The 18,346-nt window shown below is 70.6% G+C and carries 21 protein-coding genes; all 21 read right to left on the reverse strand.

Annotated elements, in window-relative coordinates:
- Positions 1-9: 9 nt before the first annotated feature.
- Positions 10-771 carry a transglycosylase SLT domain-containing protein gene (locus tag D0D37_RS33535; RefSeq protein WP_116204606.1) on the reverse strand — a complete coding sequence of 254 codons (762 nt, stop codon included), beginning with the start codon at positions 769-771 and terminating at the stop codon, positions 10-12.
- A 36-nt stretch (positions 772-807) separates the two neighbouring features.
- A complete protein-coding gene (locus D0D37_RS33540) occupies positions 808-1,629 on the reverse strand; it encodes an ESX secretion-associated protein EspG (protein WP_116204625.1) in 822 nt (273 codons plus the stop codon).
- A gap of 8 nt (positions 1,630-1,637) precedes the next feature.
- A complete protein-coding gene (locus tag D0D37_RS33545) occupies positions 1,638-2,822 on the reverse strand; it encodes a WXG100 family type VII secretion target (protein WP_116204607.1) in 1,185 nt (394 codons plus the stop codon).
- On the reverse strand, positions 2,819-3,313 hold the full coding sequence (locus tag D0D37_RS33550) for a hypothetical protein (protein ID WP_116204608.1): 495 nt from the start codon (positions 3,311-3,313) through the stop codon (positions 2,819-2,821). The genes D0D37_RS33545 and D0D37_RS33550 overlap by 4 nt, the downstream gene beginning before the upstream one ends.
- Positions 3,314-3,481: 168 nt before the next feature.
- A complete protein-coding gene (locus D0D37_RS33555) occupies positions 3,482-4,057 on the reverse strand; it encodes a TetR/AcrR family transcriptional regulator (protein ID WP_116204609.1) in 576 nt (191 codons plus the stop codon).
- 144 nt (positions 4,058-4,201) lie between these two features.
- A complete protein-coding gene (locus tag D0D37_RS33560) occupies positions 4,202-4,777 on the reverse strand; it encodes a dihydrofolate reductase family protein (protein ID WP_116204610.1) in 576 nt (191 codons plus the stop codon).
- Between the two features lie 99 nt (positions 4,778-4,876).
- Positions 4,877-5,995, reverse strand: coding sequence for an FAD-dependent monooxygenase (locus tag D0D37_RS33565; RefSeq protein ID WP_116204611.1), 1,119 nt, complete (start codon positions 5,993-5,995; stop codon positions 4,877-4,879).
- A gap of 27 nt (positions 5,996-6,022) precedes the next feature.
- Positions 6,023-6,916 (reverse strand): MBL fold metallo-hydrolase, encoded by an 894-nt coding sequence (locus D0D37_RS33570; protein WP_244223771.1) that lies wholly within the window; start codon positions 6,914-6,916, stop codon positions 6,023-6,025.
- On the reverse strand, positions 6,913-8,295 hold the full coding sequence (locus D0D37_RS33575; protein ID WP_116204612.1) for an MFS transporter: 1,383 nt from the start codon (positions 8,293-8,295) through the stop codon (positions 6,913-6,915). The genes D0D37_RS33570 and D0D37_RS33575 overlap by 4 nt, the downstream gene beginning before the upstream one ends.
- A 138-nt stretch (positions 8,296-8,433) precedes the next feature.
- Positions 8,434-9,006, reverse strand: coding sequence for a dienelactone hydrolase family protein (locus D0D37_RS33580; RefSeq protein ID WP_162834589.1), 573 nt, complete (start codon positions 9,004-9,006; stop codon positions 8,434-8,436).
- Between the two features lie 11 nt (positions 9,007-9,017).
- Positions 9,018-10,643, reverse strand: coding sequence for a thiamine pyrophosphate-binding protein (locus tag D0D37_RS33585; protein WP_116204614.1), 1,626 nt, complete (start codon positions 10,641-10,643; stop codon positions 9,018-9,020).
- Between the two features lie 13 nt (positions 10,644-10,656).
- The gene (locus D0D37_RS33590; RefSeq protein ID WP_116204615.1) at positions 10,657-11,445 is read right to left on the reverse strand and encodes an SDR family oxidoreductase; all 789 of its coding nucleotides are present in this window, start codon (positions 11,443-11,445) and stop codon (positions 10,657-10,659) included.
- Positions 11,446-11,456: 11 nt separating this feature from the next.
- The gene (locus D0D37_RS33595; RefSeq protein WP_116204616.1) at positions 11,457-12,197 is read right to left on the reverse strand and encodes a 3-oxoacyl-ACP reductase family protein; all 741 of its coding nucleotides are present in this window, start codon (positions 12,195-12,197) and stop codon (positions 11,457-11,459) included.
- Complete coding sequence (locus tag D0D37_RS33600; protein WP_116204617.1) at positions 12,194-12,982, reverse strand: alpha/beta fold hydrolase; 789 nt, start codon at positions 12,980-12,982, stop codon at positions 12,194-12,196. The genes D0D37_RS33595 and D0D37_RS33600 overlap by 4 nt, the downstream gene beginning before the upstream one ends.
- The gene (locus tag D0D37_RS33605) at positions 12,979-13,758 is read right to left on the reverse strand and encodes an aspartate dehydrogenase domain-containing protein (RefSeq protein WP_244223772.1); all 780 of its coding nucleotides are present in this window, start codon (positions 13,756-13,758) and stop codon (positions 12,979-12,981) included. The genes D0D37_RS33600 and D0D37_RS33605 overlap by 4 nt, the downstream gene beginning before the upstream one ends.
- Positions 13,755-14,681: a VOC family protein gene (locus tag D0D37_RS33610; protein ID WP_116204619.1), complete on the reverse strand. Its 927-nt coding sequence runs from the start codon at positions 14,679-14,681 to the stop codon at positions 13,755-13,757. Before D0D37_RS33610 ends, D0D37_RS33605 begins: the two co-directional genes overlap by 4 nt.
- 16 nt (positions 14,682-14,697) lie before the next feature.
- Positions 14,698-15,756 (reverse strand): Rieske 2Fe-2S domain-containing protein, encoded by a 1,059-nt coding sequence (locus tag D0D37_RS33615; RefSeq protein ID WP_116204620.1) that lies wholly within the window; start codon positions 15,754-15,756, stop codon positions 14,698-14,700.
- Entirely contained in the window at positions 15,756-15,977 is a 222-nt protein-coding gene (locus D0D37_RS33620; protein WP_116204621.1) for a recombinase-like helix-turn-helix domain-containing protein, read from the reverse strand. The genes D0D37_RS33615 and D0D37_RS33620 overlap by 1 nt, the downstream gene beginning before the upstream one ends.
- A gap of 73 nt (positions 15,978-16,050) precedes the next feature.
- A complete protein-coding gene (locus tag D0D37_RS33625; RefSeq protein ID WP_067579025.1) occupies positions 16,051-16,299 on the reverse strand; it encodes a hypothetical protein in 249 nt (82 codons plus the stop codon).
- Between the two features lie 9 nt (positions 16,300-16,308).
- Positions 16,309-17,247 (reverse strand): PDR/VanB family oxidoreductase, encoded by a 939-nt coding sequence (locus D0D37_RS33630; RefSeq protein ID WP_116204622.1) that lies wholly within the window; start codon positions 17,245-17,247, stop codon positions 16,309-16,311.
- A 12-nt stretch (positions 17,248-17,259) separates the two neighbouring features.
- A complete protein-coding gene (locus D0D37_RS33635) occupies positions 17,260-17,778 on the reverse strand; it encodes a cupin domain-containing protein (protein WP_116204623.1) in 519 nt (172 codons plus the stop codon).
- Positions 17,779-18,346 lie beyond the last annotated feature (568 nt).

The raw sequence follows: 18,346 nt of genomic DNA on the forward strand, positions 1-18,346 counted from the left end.
GATTCCCCCTCAGCCCAGAATGCCCTTGATGTCGTGCTCGCGGATCGTGGCGCTCGCGTCCGAATCCGCGCCCGCGTAGGCCTGCCGCGCCCGGAAAACCGAGGCGCTCAGCGTGCGCGCGTGCGCCCCGGTGGCCCGCACCTGCGATTCCAGCGAGCGGCTGAAATCCCCCAGCGCGTCGGAGAACCCGGTTTCCTGCCCGACCTTCCCGAAGCTGTCCTTCGCGATCCCGGTGACCCGGTGCACCGTCTTCCTGCCGACCGACACCAGTTCGTTCGCGACGTGCTCGGTGGTGCGCTCGTAAGCGAGGAACTGTTCGAGATCGGCTTTGAACCCGCCGTCCTTGCCGTGGTGCGGCTTCGCGGGTTTGCGCGGGTGGTGCCCGCCCTTGCCGTGGTGCCGGGTGACGTCCTCGGCGGCCTTGCGCGCGGCGGCGAGATGGCTCTGGTACGCGCCGTTGGTGTAGGTGGACCACGGCTGGAAACTCTTGCCGTGCCCGGAAATCGCCCAGGCGGCCTTGGCGTTCTCGTCCGCGTCGAACAGTTCGTCGTTGGAGTGCAGGCGGAACTCGTGGCGGCGGGCAGGACCGAGCGAGCCGAGCATGTTGACCTGCCACAGACCGTACGAATTGTCCGGCGGGGTCCCGTTGTGCGCGCGGGTGTTCCCGCCCGATTCCGCCAGCGCCACCGCGACCGCGGTGGTCAGCGCATGCCCGCGGAACCCGGCCCGGTACGCGTGCTGGGCGATCTCCTCGGCCGACAACTTGGTCATCTCCTGCCCCCTTCAGCAGGGCGCTTCGCCGCTGCCCTAAGTGAGACGGAACCCTTCGTCTTCCGGTTCCCTAGTCCCCCGATCGGACGACACCTCGCGCCCGAGTTCCTGCATCCGGTCCGCGAGCCACGCGTGGTCCGCGGGCGCGACCGTGACCCACTTCGTGCCCGCGCTTTCCCGGACGACCGCTCCGTACCGGCCGGCTTCGGTGTCGTACCAGGCGACCACTGGCGAACGACCGCCCGGGCCGTTGACCGCGAACTGGCCGTACGCGACGCGCGGCGTGGTGACGAGCGTCGAAATCGCGCGCAGATCGCGACCGGCGAGACCGGCCCGGCCGAGCACTCGCTCGAAAGCGGCGTGCCCGTGCTCCGCAAACGCTTGCATTGCCTCGGAAAACGCCTCGCGCGGCAACCGCACCGCGGTGCCGGGCCCGGGTTCGGCGTCCCCGACGACGCCCGCCGCGAGCTGCGGTACGTCGTCGGGCAGGCACGGCCGCAACGCGAGTTCGCCCGCGTCGAGAACGGCCAGCACGCCCAGTTTGCGCCCGGCCGCGGCCAGCGCGCGCAGCGGCGGATCGCGGAACACCAGCAGGTCGACCGAAAACGCCGGTTCGGCCAGCACCGCGAACACCTGGCCGAGCAGCGGGTGCGGTTCGTCCTCGTCGTCGAGCAGCCCGGCCGCGGCGAGGCTTTCCGCGACCTCGGTTCCGAGTCCGTCGCGCTCTTCCATCGTCTGGCCGTGCGAGGGCACGTCCAGCGGATACGGCGCGGGGCCGAGGTCGAAATCCGACCACAGCAGGTCGAATTCCAGGTGCGAGAGCGCGATCCCGCCGACCTCGGGGAGGTGTCTGGCCATCCGCGCCGTCACTCGCCCAGCACGGGCGGGTACGCGTCCGGCAGATCCTCGAGGAAATCGAAGGCACTGCCCTTGGTGTAGCGGTTGTGGTGGTCCCCGGCGCCTTCGCCGCGCTGGCCGGACATCGGCGGGAGGAACCCGCCGGACATCGGGCCGCCGCCGCGCGCGCCCGCCGCGGCCCCGGCCGCCGCACCGCCGGGCCCCGCCGTCCCGCCCAGCGGACCGCCGGGCATCCCGCCGGGCAGCGAACCGCCGCTTCCGGAGCCGTTGCCGCCCAGCGCACCGGCGGAACCGCTCCCGAAAGCACCGGCCGACCCCGGCGTTCCGGCCGTCCCGCCGAACGGACCGCCCGCGCCCGCGAACTGCCCGGCATCGCCCGGCACGACCGACGACGCCGTGGTCGCGTCGCTGCCCGATGCCCCGGAACCGGGCGAAGGCCGTTGCCCGCGATCGGTTCCGCTGCCGCCGGTTCCGTCGCCGGAGTCGATGTTCGTAGTCTTCGGTGCGCCGGTGAACTGCGGCAGCTTGTCGTGCACGCCCTTGCTCGAGGTCTCGTAGCTTTCCATCACGCGGACGGCCTCGGCTTTCGCCTGCGAGGCGGCGCGTTTGGCGGGCAGATGGTCGTCGAGGAGCTGATCGACCATCACCGCGCCGCTGGGGCCGCTGGCCGCGTTGAGGTCGTAGCCGTCGCGGAACTGGTTCTCCGCCACGGAGAACACCGGTTCCGGCATCTTGTGCTTGGCCGTTTCGACCGCGCTCGTGTAGTGGTCGAGCTTGTCGCCGACCTCGCGCATCGTCTCGCTCGCGCCCGCGCCCCAGGAGGTCAGCTTCGACGCCGACTGCGCCGCTGTCCCCGCCGCGCCGCCCCGCCAGGAAAGCAGCAGCTTCTGCACCGTTTTGTGCACCTCGGCGGTCGCCGAGTCGACGTCGTAGGCGAGCTTGCCCCACTGGTGCGCGGACGAGCCCATCGCGACCGGGTCCGCGGTCATGATCATGTCGTAGAGCGTGGTGTGCGCCCAGGCGTTCCAGTTGATCTTGCCGAAGGACGCGTCTTTCAGGTTGGCCCGCTGGGCGAGCTTGGTGCGCCGCAGGACCCTGCGCTGCGCGGCGGTGGGCGGGTGGTCCTCGCTCCACAGCCGGTGCTTGCGGTGCTTGTCGTACGGCAGCCGTTCGTAGCCCGGTGTCCGGCTCATGCCGGCGTCCCTCCCCCGTCGTCCGCCCGGCGGTGCAGCGCGTCGAGCGAATCCTTCGCGTCGCTTTCCTGCTGGACGTGCCCGGCGCTCGCCCGGCGGATGGCCTCGCGCAAGGACGACAGCTCGTCGAGGTACTGCTGCAGGATCGCCTGCGCGCCGCCGTCCGCGGACCCGCGCACGCCGAACGCCTGCCGCAGGTGGGCCGCCACCGGGCTGGTGCCGTCCTTGAGCGGATGCGCGAGCTGTTTGGCCTGTTCGAGGCAGGCGGTCAGCTCCTGCTGGCGCTTCTCCAGCTCCGCGTCCGCCGCCGCGATTTCGGCCGGGTCCAGTTCGATGACGCCGGTGTCCGCGACGATCTCGGCGGCGCCCGCCCCGGCCGGGCCCCGCACGGAATCCGAGGTCTCCGGCCGCCCGGCCCAGTGCTTCTCTCCGGCCTGTTTCTTGTGCAGCGCACGGACGTCTGCCCAGTCCGAAACCCGGTGCGAACTCACCCCAGTCCACCTCCCAGCAGGCGTCCTCGACGGACGCGCGCACCAGTATGTCAGCCGTCCGGGCCGCAGGCATCCGGTCCGGGAAAGTCGGCGATGGGACGGCTCCGGCGGGGCCGCGGTTCCCGGGGTCACCCGGACGGCGGACGAGCAGCGCCGTCTCGCCGAGGGTCAGCCCCGCGGCGGATTCGCGCCCCGGACAAGCAATTCCGCCACCGAGCGGGCAGCCGCCTCGACGTCGTCGCCGACGTCCGCGGGCAACGCGCGCTGCAGCCACAGCGTCGCGAACCCGTGCACGAGCGACCAGGCCGCCGCGCCGGCGACCACCGGATCGACGCTTCCGTCCCGGAAACCGGCGATCGCCCAGTCCAGCGCCTGATTGCTGCGCGCCTGCGCGGCCCGCAGGTCCGGATCGTCTTCGCGGAGCAGCTCCGGACGGAACATCACCTCGAAGTGCGCCCGGTGCTCGACCGCGGACGAAACGTAAGCGACCCCGGCCTCGAGCAGGTCCGACGACGGCGGCAGCTCTTCAAGGGTGTCCGCGAGCAGGTCGAACCCCTGCGCGGCGACCGCGGTGAGCAGCCCGGACCGGTCGCCGAAGTGGTGGGCCGGGGCGGCGTGCGAAACCCCGACCCGGCGGGCGAGGTCGCGCAGGTTGACCGCGGCCGGACCGGACTCGCCGAGCACCTCGACGGCCTCGGTCAGCACCGCCTGCCGCAGATCGCCGTGATGGTAACGACGGGCCATGGCATCGAGTATGCCACCGACTTGTCAGTGCCTAGATGAAGCGAACGGCTCCGGCCTGCTGCCGCGGAGGTCCGTGAAGGGCTCCTTGAGGGAATCTGATTCCCTCAAGGAGCCCTTCACGGACGCCCGCGCCCGAGGATCCGCTCAGCGGACGAACTCGAAGATTTGCTTCTGAATCCCGTTCGCATAGGTTTCGCTTTCGATCAGCTTCAGCGGCTGCTTGGCCTTGTCGGTTTCGCTGAACAGCCGCTTCCCCGCGCCGAGCAGGACCGGGAAGACCAGCAGGTGCAGCCGGTCGACCAGGCCGGCGTCGGTGAGGTCGCGGACCAGGGTCGCGCTGCCGTTGACGATGATCGGGCCGCCCTCGGTTTCCTTCAAAGCGGCGACCTCGGCAAGGGAGCGAAGAATGGTCGTTTCGCCCCAGTTCGTCACGAGGTCCTCGTCGCGCAGGGTCGTCGACACGACGTATTTCGGCATCACCTTGTAGTGCGGGAATTCCTCGGTCATGTCCGGCCACACCGGCGAGAACGCCTCGTAGCTGACCCGCCCGAGCAGCAGCGCGGTCGCCTCCTCCTGCTCGGCGCCCTTGAGCGCGTAGGCGGCGGGCTCGAACTCGATGTCCTTGAACGTCCAGCCGGCGTTCCGGTACCCGGCCTCGCCGCCGGGGGCTTCGACGACGCCGTCGAGGGACACGAACGCGGTGGCGATGAGGGTGCGCATGGGATCAGCTCCTGGTTCGGGATGGTGCCTGTTCACCTACGCGTCGAACGGGACCGTCCCGATCAGACACGCCACCCGGAACCCTGGATATGACCTGGCTCACACCGGAGTGTGCCAGGCGTCGTACCCGTAGATCGCGTCCGCGGCGGTCGAACTGCTTCCGCTCTGCTTGAGCCAGCTGTTGTTCCGCGAGGCCAGCTGCACCTCGCGGGTCCGGTCCAGCCGAGCCGCCTGGTACGCCTTCAACGCGACCTCCGTGTTCGGATAAGCCGCCAGCGCCCGCGAGAGCACGACACTGTCCTCGATGGCCATTCCCGCGCCTTGTGCCATGAACGGCATCATCGGGTGGCACGCGTCGCCCAGCAGCGTCACCGGGCTGGACGACCAGGTCGGCAGCGGATCGCGGACGTACAGCGCCGATTGCAGTACCGAATCGCACGCCTCCAGCAGCGCGCGGGCCTCGGGGTGGAAGCCGCGGTACGCCTCGCGCAGTTCGGCGACGTCGCCCGGAGTGGTCCAGGATTCGTGCCGCCACTGGCTTTGCCGGGTCGTGGCGAAGACGAATACGTCCGCGCCGCGGTTGAGCGGGAAAGTCACCAGTTGCGTGTCCGGATCCGGACCCCACCATTTGGTGAAGGAGTCCAGGTTCGGCACGTCCACCGAACCCGCGGGCAACACCGCGCGGTACGCGACGACGCCGGTGAACTCGGGGTGTTCCGCGCCGAACAAAGCGGTGCGGACGGCGGAGTGGATGCCGTCAGCGCCGATCACGACGTCCGCGGAAGCCGTCGAAGAACCGAAGTCCAGCGAGACCGAGTCCGTTGTGGACAGTCCGGTCAGCTTGTGTCCCAAGTGGACGACGCCGTCGGGCAGCGCGCGTTCCAACGCGGCCAGCAGATCCGCGCGGTGCATCGTGAGCTGCGGCGAACCGTAGCGGCGTTCGGCCTCGTCGCCCATCGGCAGCCGGGAGGTTTCCTCGCCGGTGTCCCAGGTGCGGCTGATCCGGTACTTCGGCCGCGCCGCGGTTTCCCGCAGTTCGTCGCCGATCCCAAGGCCGTCGAGGGCGCGGACGGCGTTGGGCGTCAGGTTGATGTCCGCGCCGACGCGGCCGAATCCGCCCGCCTGTTCGTGCACGACCGGCGAGAATCCGGCCTTCCGCAGGGCGGCAGCGGCGGCCAGGCCGCCGATCCCGCCGCCGACGATCGCGATTTCCGGCACAGCGAAAGCTCCTTTGAGACAAGTCTTTTAGACAGCGAGGTCAAGCAGGTCGTGGCCCACGACGACCGGGCCGGAATAGTGCGGACGGACTCGCCGGAGCCAGCCCTCGTCGTCGAGCCGGGCGGGATCGGCCGGGCCGAGGTGCGACAGCGCGACCCGCTTGGCCCCGGCCGCCGCGGCGACCCGGCCGACGTCCGCCGGTGAGGTGTGCGAGGCGGCGAGGAAGTCCAGTAGTTTCGGCGAATAGCCGATGCTGCGGTAGAAATCGGGCTCCATCGCTTCGTGCACCAGCAAGTCGGCACCCGCCGCCAACTCGCCGACCGCGTCGCTGCGGGCGGTGTCGCCGGAGAAGGCGACCACGCCGTGTTCGGTCTCGAACCGGTAGCCCAGTGCCAGATGCAGTGGCGGATGCGGGACGGCCCGAGCTGTCACGCGTACCCGATCGTCTTCGTGCACAACGGTTTCCCCAGCCACCGAGACGTCGGTAGCGCGGATCAGGCTGGCCAGCCGCGGCCGGTCGCTGGTCCGCTGCCGCACCGCGACGTCCTGTCCGAACGCGGCGAGATTGCCCGCGATCAGCCCCGCCGTGCCCGCGGCGGGCGGACCGGGGTCGGTCGGGTCCGGGCCGGGGCCGTAGACCCGTACCGGATCGACGACGCCCTGGTTGGCCGGGCCCCAGCCGAGCAGGAAGAGCGTGAACAGTTCGGCGACGTGGTCGGAATGCAGGTGCGTCACGAACACCGCGGCCAGATCGCGCAGGGACAGCCCGGCGGCGACGTACTTGCCGAGCGTCCCGTAGCCCGCGTCGACCAGATAGACGCGGCCGCCGACGACCACCGCGTTCGCGCAGCCCTGCCGGCCCGGCGCCGGGTACGGCCCGGCCGCCGTGCCGAGCAGGACCACGCGCAACGGATCCGTCACGGCGAAACCTCTTCGAGCGTGCGGCCCTTGGTCTCCTCGGCGAAGAACCCCGCGACCAGCGCGCCGACGAAGCAGATCCCGCCGAGCACCAGGAACACCGACGCGAGTCCGCTGCCGCCCGCGTACAGCGCGCCGACCAGGATCGGGCCGAGGATCAGGCCGAACCGGTTCATCACGCCGCCGAGGCTGACGCCCAGCGCACGGCTGCGGGTCGGGTACAGCTCCGGCGTGTACAGGTACAGGCAGACGTTCACCGCGAAGTTGAACATCGCCGCGAGCGAGGACCACACCAGCAGCTGCAACGGAGTCCCGGCGCCGAGCGCGCCCAGCACGACCAGCATCGCGGTCGTCCCGCCCAGCCCCGCGGCCAGCACGAACCGGCGGCCGAGCTTGTCCACGACCAGCGCGGCGATCAGGCAGCCGACCAGACCGGCGACCGACGTGGCCGTGCTGTACCAGAGCGCCTGGCCGATCGAGAGGTGGAACGAACCCTTGTACAGCGTCGGCAGCCACGAGGTGATGCCGTAGTTGGCGAGGTAGCCGACGAACCAGATCGTCCACACCATCAGCGTGCGCCGCCGGTAGCGACCGGCGAACAGGTCGCGGAACGAACCGCGCTTCGCGGGCACCGCTGCCGGTGCCGCGGCGGCCTCAGCAGGCGGAGGCAATGGACGGCCAAGGGATTCTTCGACGCGGCGTTCGATCAACGCCATCGTCTGCTCGGCCTTCTCGGTGTGCCCGTGCGCGGCGAGCCAGCGCGGCGACTCCGGAATCCGCAGCTGCAGCAGCACCGCGGCGATACCGGGAACGGCGGCCAGCGCGAACAGCGGACGCCAGCCCCAGTGCGGGATGACCCACGCCGCGACCAGCGCGCCGACCGCGAGACCGGCCGGGAAGACGATCTCGTACATCAGGACAAACCGGCCACGGCGGCGAGCCCGGCTGATCTCCGCGATGTACGCGGCGGCGGTCGGCACTTCGCCGCCGATCGCGAGACCCTGCACGAACCGCAGGATCAGGAACGGCAGCAGCGCGGTGCACAACGTCATCGCCAGGCTGCACAACGCCGTGACGGCGACGCACAGCGTGATCACCTTGACGCGGCCGATCCGGTCGGCGGCCCAGCCGGACGCCAGCGCGCCGAGCAGCATGCCGATCGAGCCGATGGTCAGCGTCGCGGTGCTGGAGGCGGTCGTCATGTGCCACTCGCGGCCGATGACCGGCAGCGTGTAGGCGATCAGCAGCTGGTCGAACGCCTCGAAGAACGTGACGATGCCGATGATCAGGCGAATCGAGACCTGCCATCGCGACATCGGGAGCCGTTCCAGCCGGGCGGCGATGTCCCGCTGGGTCACCTCGGGGGTGGCGGCGATACTCATGGGCCCTCCTCGGAGCCGGAGCGTGCAATCGATCGTAGGGGGTTTCAGGCGCGATGCCAGGAACTCGAGGCGGCGCTGGGGTGCGTCTGCTGTCCGTGAGGGGAACCCTGCGGGACTCAGAGTCCCGCAGGGTTCCCCTCACGGACTTGAAGCGGCGTCCAGGAACCGGACCAGGTCGTCCGCGGCGGACGGTCCGGCGGGCAGCACGAGCCGATCGGGCGCATGCGGGTCGAATCCGGGCGTACCGGGCCACGGTGGCGGCTCGGGTCCGAGAGCGACGGCGAGGTCCACGCCGGCCAGTTCGGCGAGGTGGGCGGCGGAGCCGAAACCGGCGGCGGCCACGCGGTGGCGCGGCATTCCCAGCCGGGTGCCGAGGTAGTCGAGCGCGCCGGCGAGGTCGGCTTCCAGGTCGGAAAGTTCGAGCGCGGCGAACGCGGCCTCCGCCTTGCCTGGACCGAAGGTGTGGCCGCCGGTCTCGTAGTAGAACAGCGGCGCGACGGTGACATAACCGCAGCTCGCGAGCGTGCGGCAGCAGTGTTCGACGGATTCGTCGAGCCCGGCGGCGCCGTGCAGCACGAGCACCGCGCCGCGCACGCGACCGGGCGGATGCCGCACCAGCAGCGGCGCGGACGTCCGCACCACCCGGCGGCGGCGGTTCGCGGGGCCGTGCCCGTGATGGTGGACTTCGGCAGCTTCGATGGTGCCTCCCACGTCTTGTCTCCTCAGCTCTCCGGAACCGGCACCGGCGGCACGAACGGCCGCGGCGTCGCGGGCAAGGCGGTCACGTCCACCTCGATGACGAACGGGCCCTGCTGGGCCACCGCCTTCGCCAGCGCGTCGGCGAACTGGCCCGGCTTCGACACCAGCGCGTGCGGCAGGTCCAGCGACTGCGCCATCCGCGCGAAGTCCGGCGTGTACAGGTCGACGCCGGCACGCTGGCCGCGGTGGTGGTCCTGCATGTTGCGCAGCACGCCGTATCCGCCGTCGTTGAACACGACCAGCGCGAGCCACGGCCGTTCCTGCGCCAGCGTGCACAGTTCGCCGAGGTGCACCGCGAGCCCGCCGTCGCCGACCAGCACCACGGTCGGCGCGTCCGGCGTCGCGAGCGCGGCTCCGATGCCGGTGGCGAGGCCCTGTCCGATGCCGCCGCCGACCGGGAACACGTTGGTGTGCGGGTCGTGGATGCCCAGCAGCCGGTTGCCCCACTGGCTGGACGGGATGGTCACGTCGCGGGCGATCACGGACTCGACGGGGAGGCCGTCGCGCAGTGCGGCGCAGATCTCCGCGTACGGGCCGATTGCCTCGTTCAGCTTGTCCCGCACGACTTTCCGGGTCTCGACGACGCGTTCGCGCCAGCCTTCCTCGGTGTTCGAGTCCACAGTGGACAATTCGCTCAGCACCACTGCGGCGTCGCCTCGCGCTCCGACGGTGGCCGGGTAGACCCGGCCCAGCGCGTCGGGGTCGACGTCGATCTGCAGGTGCCGTTCGGGCAGCGCCAGGTGGTAGTGCTTGGTTTCGTTCGAGCGGAAGTGCGTCCCGACCGAGACGAGCAGGTCGGCGTCGGCGAGGAGCTGCGCGGCCGACTCGTGCGCGGCGAAGTTTCCGACGACCAGTTCGTGGTTCTCCGGCACCGTGCCACGGCCGGAGTTGCTGGTGAACACGGCCGCTCCGAGCCGTTCCGCGAGCGCGCGCACCTCGTCGCGCGCACCGGTCGCGCCTCCGCCGAGCCAGAACACCGGACGGCGTGCGGTTGCGAGCAGTTCGGCGGCTTCCGCGAGCACAGTGGCGTCAGGCGGCGGAATCGGGGTCGGCTCAAGGGAACCAGGACGGAACTCGTGCCGCGAATACTGCAGGTCGATCGGCCACTCGACGCTGGCCGGACCACTCGGCACCGACAGCGCGTGCCGGATCGCTGCGCGCAGGGTGTCCTCCGCGGTCTCTACCGAGGTGACCGTGGCGGCGTGCTTGGAAATCGCGGTCAGCATGCCGATCTGGTCGCGGGTCTCGTGGATGACGCCGCGTCCGCTGCCGAGGAATTCGGAGTCGATCTGGCCGGTCACGTGCAGCACACGGCTGCCCGCCGTGAGGGCCTCCACGAGCGCGCCCGCCGCGTTGCCCGCGCCCGTGCCGGTGCTGGTGATCGCGACGCCGAGGCCGCCGCTGGCCCGGGAGTACCCGTCGGCGGCGTTCACCGCTGCTGCCTCGTGCCGCACCGGCACGAACCGCAGATGCTGCGAAACCGCTTCCACCAGCGGTAAGTTGTGCACACTCACCACGCCGAAGGCGGTGTCCACTCCGGCTTCGGACAGCAGGCGGACGAGAAGCTCGCCTCCGTGACCGTGATTCATGGGTCCGTCCCTTCTAGACATAACGAGCGATGCCGCCGCCGACGTCGATCGTCGCGCCGGTCACGTATGAGGCACGCGGCGACAGCAGCGTGACGATGGGGAAAGCGACCTCTTCCGCGGTGCCGAGCCGTCCCAGCGGGATTCCGCGATCGGCGGCCAGCTCAGCCGACCAGTCCACAAAGGACAATTCGCTGCCGGAAGTCTCGTACCGGCGCCGCCACTGTCCGGTGTCGACCAAACCGAGGCAAACCGAGTTGACCCGTACGCCGTCCTCGGCCAGTTCGGTCGCCAAAGTCGTGGAGAGATTGAGCAACGCCGCCCGCGCCGCTGACGTCGCGGCCAACCGGGGTTCAGGCTGCCGGGCAAGGATCGCGTTCACGTTGACCACAGCCGGATTCGTCGCTGCGCGCAGCCACGGCAACGCGGCCCGGACGACGTGCAGCACTGAGAAGATCTTGAGCTGCAATTCTTCGCGCCACTGCTCGTCGGTCGTCTCGGCGAACCGCGCCATCAGCGATCGGCCCGCGTTGTTCACGATCCCGGCCAGCCCGCCAAGCTCGCGGGCAGCGTCGGCGACGAACGTTTCCACCTGCGGCTGGTCGAGCACGTCGCAGGACGCGGTGTACAGCCGGGCTCCGTCGGCGCGGGGCAGATCGGCGAGGGCCTTCTCCAGCCGGACGCCGTCGCGGGCACAGGCGGCGACGTGCGCGCCCTCGGCCAGCAGCGCGGCGGCGGTCGCGAGCCCGACGCCGGAGCTGGCTCCGGTGACGAGCACCGCGCGGCCCTTCAATCCCAAATCCACGGGTTTTCCCTTCAGCTGCAGACGAATCCGCCGTCGACCACGAGGGTCTGGCCAGTGATGTAGGAGGCCGCGTCGGACAGCAGGAACGCCACCGAACCGACCACGTCCTCCGGCTGTTGCGGCCGGGTCAGCGCGCGGTTCATCGCGTACAGATCGTGCCGCTCCTGCGGAATGCCCGCGGTCGCCTCGACTTCGGTCAGCCCCGGCGCGACCGCGTTGACGGTCACGCCGTCCGGGCCGCCGTCGCGAGCCATCGCGCGGGTCATCGCGATCACCGCACCCTTGGAGGCCACGTACTGGACCAGGCGCGGCGAGCCGTACAGCGCGGCGTCGGAAGCGAGGTTCACGATGCGTCCGCCGGTCTGCGCGAGCTGCGGATACAGCGCGCGGGCGACCAGCCACGGGCCGCGCGCGTTGACGGTCATCAACGCGTCCCACGCTTCGACGTCCAACTCGGCGAAATGCTTGCCGCCCACGCCGTCCGCCATCGCCGCGTTGTTCACCAAACCGTGCAACGGTCCCAGCTTCGCGACCTCGTCCGCCAAAGCCGCGACGGACTCCGGGTCCGCGACATCGGTGTCGATCCGGTGTGCCTCAACGCCTTCCGCGTGCAATCGGGCAACGCCGTCAGCCGCGCGATCCGGAGATCGTTCGGCGACCACGACCCGGCCGCCTTGCCGACCAATCTCACGCGCGATCGCCCAGCCGAGGCCGCGGCCAGCGCCAGTGACTACATACAACCGGTCCTTCATCGCGCCACCACCGCGTCCACTTCGGACAGAAAGCCCAAGACCTCGGTGGAGAACCGACGCGGGGATTCCTGGTTGGCCGCGTGCCCGCCGGGAACTATTTCCAGCCGCGCGCCAGGAATCGACGCTGCGAGCCGTCGCGACTCGGCGACTCCGGTCACCTGGTCGTGCTCACCGACGAGCACCAGCGTCGGCACGGAAATCCGGGACAACCGCGGACCGTGATCCGTCTCGGCCATCGATTCCGCGGCGGACGCGTACCCGGGCAATCGGATGCCCGCCATGATGTCCTCAACCCGTTGCGCCACCGCAGGATCCCCGCCAGGCGCGAGCAACCGAGGCGCGCGGCGCCGAGCGAATTCCGCCGCGCCCACGCGGTTCAACTCGCTCGGCCGCGCCCGCATCAACGCGGCCCGCTCGGAGTCGATGCCGGAGCCGCGCGTCGAATCGGCCAGCACCAGCGACCGCACGACGTCCGGATACTCCAGCGCGACGCGGGTCGCGATCACGCCGCCCCACGACACGCCCACGAGATGTGCGGGCGCAGCGTCCAACGAGGACAGCAGACGGCCGACCAGCGCCGCGTATCCGGCCATGCCCAGCGGCTTTTCCGGATCGGCCGAACCGCCGTAGCCCGGCGCGTCCCAAGCCAGCACGCGGTGTTTCGGGGCCAGACCAGCCAGCTGTGCGTCGAACGAAGCGCTCGAACCGCCGATGCCGTGCAGCAACAGCACCGGACTGCCGTCCCCAGCAGTCCGCACCTGCACACCGTCCACAATGGAAGTCATCGGAACACCGCCCTCGGCGTCGCCAACGCTTCCAGCGCGGACAGCACCGCGTACGGCACGACCTGGCTCGACGTCGGCGTCTGCGGTGACGGCCGATTCCGGATCTCGAACCGGTACTCCCCCGCCGGACCCACAGCGGTGATCACGTGCGAGGTCAGCGGCGCGGCCGGATCGGCGATCACCGCAGCCTCCACGACGTCCCAATCCCGCACGGCCAACGCCACCGACGCAGCCACATTCGCCGACTTCGGGAACGCTGCGGTGATCTCCCGCGCAGGCCCACGACGCAGCTCGACCGGCGCGGTCGCCTGCCGCAACTCTTCCGCTTCCGCCGGAGACATCCATGGCTGGACCAGCGAAGACGCTTTCTTCGTCGTCTCGATGACCACCCGCTCGAACTGCCCTAGCAGTGCCGCCGAACGCAGCAGGTCGAGCCCGCCGATCGCGCCAGTCGACAAATGGACCGCCCCCGGCCCGGCCGCGAGCAGCTTCTCCAGCAATCCGTCCGCCGCCAGCGCACCGACCGAAACCACCAGCAGATCGCAACCCGCCGAGAGCACCTGCGGCCCAGCATCCGTCAGGGCTCGCTGTCCCGCGGCCTCGACCACCAAGTCCGAAGTGGACAGCAGCTCCGGCAACGCGCACATCGGCAGTCCCGCCGGAGCGAGCGCCGGATCGACGACCCCGGCCAGCTCCGCGCCCGGCACCTTCCCGTCGCGCAAGGCTTCCGCGACGACCGACCCGATGGACCCCGCGCCCAGCACACCTACCTTCACGACTGCCACCAAGCCGAGTAGCCGGGGTCCGGCACGCCGCGCATGTGCGAGCGGACGTCCTTCGACGGCGGACCTGCGGTGCCCCACAGGTCGGACAGCTCCGGCGTGCGCCGCCACACCCGGCACAGCCAGGCGTCTTCCTCGACCTGCGCGACCTCGGAGGTGTACTCGCAGACGAGCCCAGCCGGGTCGGCGAAGTAGCCGAACGTGTTGCTGCCCGGACCGTGCCGGCCGGGACCCCACAGCGGCGTGACGCCGTTGTGCTTGAGCCGGCCGATGCCGCGCATGAAGTGGTCGATCGAGTTCATCTCGTACGCGATGTGGTTCACCGACGCGAATTCGGCCTGGTTGAAGGCGATCACGTGGTGGTCGGCGTTGCAGCGCAGGAACGCCATCTGGTGCTCGGACCAGTCGGAGATCCGCATGCCCAGCACCCGCGTGTAGAACTCGCAGGCCGCGTCGATGTCGACCGTGTTGAGCACGACGTGCGCCAGTTTCCGCGGTACCGCGGCGCGTCCGTACGGATCGCCCGGGACGACCGCGTCGACCTCGGCGGACAGCTCCACCAGGCGGCCTTCCGGGTCGGCGAAGCGCAGGCCGTACCCGCCGCCGACCTGGTCGAGCTTGCCGGGTTCGGTGATCAGCGGAACGCCGTGCGCGGCCAGCCGGGCGGCAGCCGCGTCGACCTCGCGCGGGGTGGCGACGGCGAACGCGATCTTGCCCAGCGCGTTCTGGTCGGCCTGTTCGAGCTGGAGCACGTGGTGCTCGTCGCCGGAACCGCGCAGCCAGACCGCGCCGCGGTCGGCTTCGACCTGCTGCAGCCCCCAGACTTCGCGGTAGAACTCGCCGGAATCGGCGCACTGCGTCGAACGCAGCGTCACCGCGCGCAGGGCGCGGAGCCGCGCGATGGGTTCGGCGGACATGGGGCCTCCTGAAACTTCAGCGGGTCGGGGCGGGCACGGGCGCGGCCGGAGCCGGTGCGGCGGGCGGAGCGGCGAGCGCGGCGGCCTGGCGGCGGGCTTCCGAACGCAGCAACCGGCGCATCCGGACGAGCGCGATGTCGTGCTGGTACAGGTTTTCCCGGTCCCACGCGTCGAGCGGCATCGCCTCGGCCATCTCGCGGTCCTGCTCCAGCACCGCCCAGTGCCGGGCTTCGAGCCGGTTGCGGTAGAGGATGCGCCAGCTGTCGCGTTCCCAGCCGGAAACCTTGCGGCAGCGCCAAAAGAAGGCCGCGTGCTGCGTCTCGTTGATCGCGCACAGCGCGGCGACGATGGTGAACGCGCCGCCCGGACCGGCGGTTTCCGGGTACGGGATGTCGAGCGTGACCCATTGCGCGCCCGCGTCGGTGAGCTGTACCCAGTCGAAGTTCACGCCGCGCTGGTCGGTCTTCTCGAAGACGAACCCGTCGTCGATCGCGCGGATCTGGAAGACGGCTTCGCGCTTGCCGCCGAACATGGTGTGGCTGTTGCGGTGCAGGAACGCGCCGTGCATCGGGTCGAGCAGATTGTCCAGGGAGTAGCCGTAGGGAGCGTCCCATTCGACGTAGCAGAGGAAGTTGTCCCACTCGCCGCCCGCGATCGGGTCCGGCACCTGCAACGGCGTCGGCTCGGCGGTCTCGTCCAAGCCGAACCAGGCGAACACCGCACCGGCGTGCTCCTGCGCAGGGAACGTCCGCAGCGCGGGACGGCCTTCCAGCGCACAGCCCGGGCTGCCGGGCACCGACACGACGACACCGTCGCCGTCCACCTGAACGCCGTGGTAGTTGCAGGCGACCCGGTCGCCCATGTGCACGCCTAGCGAAAGCCGCGCGCCGCGGTGCGGGCAACGGTCTTCCTGAACGTGCACGACCCCGGCGGAATCGCGCCAGAGCAGCAGCTGCTCCCCGGCCCGCTCGATGCGGGTCAGCTCGCCGCGTTTGACCGTGCCGGACGGGCACAACGGGTACCAGCGGTCGCGCAGGCCCAGTGCCAGCAGCTCTTCGGCGGTTTTGGTCGCCATCACGCCTCCCCTGCCAGCCGAGCGAGTTCGGCGGCGAACGTCTCTTCGGTCCAGTCGGCGCCGTCCGCCGGGCGAAGGCCGCCCGCGTTGAGCGCGGAGACGACGCCGGGCAGGTCGTGCACGCCCCGGCCGTAGACGGCTTCCAGCTCGTCGGCCAGCGCGTTCTCGTAGCTCGTCGGCGGGGCGGTGCGGCTCTGCACCGGCCGCAGCTGCAGCGGCATCGGGCGTTCCCTTTCAGTAGTGGTCGTCGTGAGTGGCGAAGCCGGTTCTAACCGGCGTTGCCACTCACGAGGCTCAAGCGGCGGCGGAGGGGGCGAGCGCGGCTTGCCCGGCGGCGGTGAGCACCGCGGGCACCCGCAGCCCCGGCCCGCGCGGCGCGGCCGGTTCGGGGGCGAGCAGCCCGGCCAGCTGGTGCCCGAGCGTCGGGTCGCAGCAGGCGAGGCCGTCTACGTAGAGGTGCGGTTCGCGGCTGCACGTCATTTCCACGTGCCCCGCGGCGGCGGCGCGCAGCACGGCGAGCTGCCGGTGGGTGTGTCCGGCCATGGCCGGCTCCTAAAGATCCAGAACGAGTTCGGCGGACCGGCACCGCGACACACAGAGCATCATGGTCCCGGCGATCGCCTTCTCGTCGTCGTCGAGCACGAAATCGCGGTGGTCCGGTTCGCCGGAGAGCACCTTCGTTTCACAAGTCCCGCACACGCCCTCGCGGCACGAGGTCGGCACGGAAATCCCGGTGCGGCCGAGAGCGTCCACAATGGACTCGTCGGCGGCCACCGAAACCCGGGTCCCGGAACCGGCGCACACGACGTCGAATCCCGTTCCCGGTGCTGCCGCCGGAGCCTCGGGGGCCCGGAAGCGTTCGACCCGCAAGGTCGCCGTTTCCGGCAGCGCCGCCTCGACCGCGCGGAGCAGCGGTTCGGGGCCACAGCAATGCACGACCGTGCCCGGGGCGAGCCCGGCCAGCCTGGCAGCCAGGTCGGGCGGGCCGCCGTGTTCGTCATCGGCGTGCACTTCCAGCCGGTCCCCGGCGAGCCCGGAAAGCTCGTCCAGGAAAGCCATCCCGCCGCGCGACCGTCCACAGTAGAGCATGGACCACGGCGTGGAGCCGACGGAGAGTTTCCGGGCCATCGCGAGAATCGGGGTGACGCCGATGCCGCCGGCGATGAGCAGGTGCTCCGGAGCGTCGTGCAGTTCGAAGGTGTTGCGCGGGCCTTCGACGGGAATGACGCTCCCCGCGGTAAGCCGCTCGTGCACCCAGGCACTGCCGCCGCGCGAGGATTCCTCCCGCAGCACCGCGACCGTCCACGCGTGCGTGTCGGCCGGGTCGCCGCAGAGGGAGTACTCGCGCACCAGCCCGTTCGGCAGGTGCAGGGAAAGGTGCGCTCCCGGCTCCCACCCGGGCAGCGGCTTTCCTTCCGGATCGCGCAGTTCCACCTGCGTGACCCGGTCGGCCAGCCACGTCGTCCGGTGCACCCGCAGCATCGTCGGCATCGCGGTCTCTTCTCAGCGGGTGACGCCGTGCATCGGCGAGGTGGGCGGGTAGGTCGGCAGCTGCGGCTTCTGCGCGCCGATGATGACGCAGAACAGCGCGTCGGTGTCGCCGGCGTTGCGGAGGCTGCGCGGCACGCCGGCGGGCACGCGGATCAGGTCGCGGTAGCCGAGCACGCGGGTGGCGGTCTTGGTGCCGTCCTCGACGTCGTGCACGGTCACCTCCAGCGTGCCTTCGAGGACGAAGAACGCCTCTTCCACGTCGTGGTGGGTGTGCTCCGGGCCGATCGCGCCGACCGGAAGCCGCATGTTCGAGAAGGTGAAGTGCTCCGAGGGCAGCTGGCGCGAGTCGCCGTCGTGGTTGCCGGTCGCGCCGGAGCCGATGTAGCGGATCTGCGCGCGGCGGAACTCGTCGCCCTTCGCGGCGGCCTGGAAGCCGAGGGTGTCCCAGTCCTCGTACCGCGTCTCGCGAGCGGCGATGCACGAGTCGATGAGCTCCTCGAGGTGCTGATTCTTGCTTTCGGTGGTGGTCATCGCGGGGCAACTCCTCCGGTGGTCCTCGGCGGGCTCGCCGCCGAATGCCTTAGGTCTAAGAGACTTACTGATAAGGGTTGTACCCCGCGTGCTGTGATCCGCACAACCCCTTAGGCCTAAAATTCTTTCCGGCGGCTTCCGGGCGGCTCGCGGTCCGTGAAGGACTCCTTCCGGGAATCTGATTCCAATGCCAGGGACTTAGGCCTCGGCATTGCCAACCGTCCACAAGGACGCCAACCTCGCCGAAATACCCGCCCCATGCCCTCACGGACAGCGGCACCCCGCACCTGCCTCGCCAGCCCTGCGACCAGGACAGACACCCCTCCAAGCCGCACCCGCAGCGCCGCCTTGAGTCCCTGGCATTGGAATCTGATTCCTTCAAGGGGCCCTTCACGGACCTCCCGGAGGCGGCAAGGTCGGGGCTTGACGAAATCTTAGGTCTAAGGTTTCCTCGGTCGCATCCCGTCATCCGCGCCGAGAGGACCTCGCCATGCAGCCCTTCCCCGTCCCGCCCGACGAAATCCCGGTCGGCGGGCGGGACGGGAAAGGGCTGCATGGCGAGGTCCTC

The sequence above is a fragment of the Amycolatopsis circi genome (assembly GCF_003385235.1).
Classification (GTDB): Bacteria; Actinomycetota; Actinomycetes; order Mycobacteriales; family Pseudonocardiaceae; genus Amycolatopsis; species Amycolatopsis circi.

Coding starts and splice junctions, on each gene's coding strand:
- D0D37_RS33635 (WP_116204623.1), bottom strand. CDS start 17,778: ATGACCACCACCGAAAGCAAGAATCAGCACCTCGAGGAGCTCATCGAC.
- D0D37_RS33630 (WP_116204622.1), bottom strand. CDS start 17,247: ATGCCGACGATGCTGCGGGTGCACCGGACGACGTGGCTGGCCGACCGG.
- D0D37_RS33595 (WP_116204616.1), bottom strand. CDS start 12,197: ATGAAGGACCGGTTGTATGTAGTCACTGGCGCTGGCCGCGGCCTCGGC.
- D0D37_RS33600 (WP_116204617.1), bottom strand. CDS start 12,982: ATGACTTCCATTGTGGACGGTGTGCAGGTGCGGACTGCTGGGGACGGC.
- D0D37_RS33545 (WP_116204607.1), bottom strand. CDS start 2,822: ATGAGCCGGACACCGGGCTACGAACGGCTGCCGTACGACAAGCACCGC.
- D0D37_RS33585 (WP_116204614.1), bottom strand. CDS start 10,643: ATGAATCACGGTCACGGAGGCGAGCTTCTCGTCCGCCTGCTGTCCGAA.
- D0D37_RS33560 (WP_116204610.1), bottom strand. CDS start 4,777: ATGCGCACCCTCATCGCCACCGCGTTCGTGTCCCTCGACGGCGTCGTC.
- D0D37_RS33615 (WP_116204620.1), bottom strand. CDS start 15,756: ATGGCGACCAAAACCGCCGAAGAGCTGCTGGCACTGGGCCTGCGCGAC.
- D0D37_RS33575 (WP_116204612.1), bottom strand. CDS start 8,295: ATGAGTATCGCCGCCACCCCCGAGGTGACCCAGCGGGACATCGCCGCC.
- D0D37_RS33620 (WP_116204621.1), bottom strand. CDS start 15,977: ATGCCGCTGCAGCTGCGGCCGGTGCAGAGCCGCACCGCCCCGCCGACG.
- D0D37_RS33535 (WP_116204606.1), bottom strand. CDS start 771: ATGACCAAGTTGTCGGCCGAGGAGATCGCCCAGCACGCGTACCGGGCC.
- D0D37_RS33540 (WP_116204625.1), bottom strand. CDS start 1,629: ATGGCCAGACACCTCCCCGAGGTCGGCGGGATCGCGCTCTCGCACCTG.
- D0D37_RS33625 (WP_067579025.1), bottom strand. CDS start 16,299: ATGGCCGGACACACCCACCGGCAGCTCGCCGTGCTGCGCGCCGCCGCC.
- D0D37_RS33555 (WP_116204609.1), bottom strand. CDS start 4,057: ATGGCCCGTCGTTACCATCACGGCGATCTGCGGCAGGCGGTGCTGACC.
- D0D37_RS33610 (WP_116204619.1), bottom strand. CDS start 14,681: ATGTCCGCCGAACCCATCGCGCGGCTCCGCGCCCTGCGCGCGGTGACG.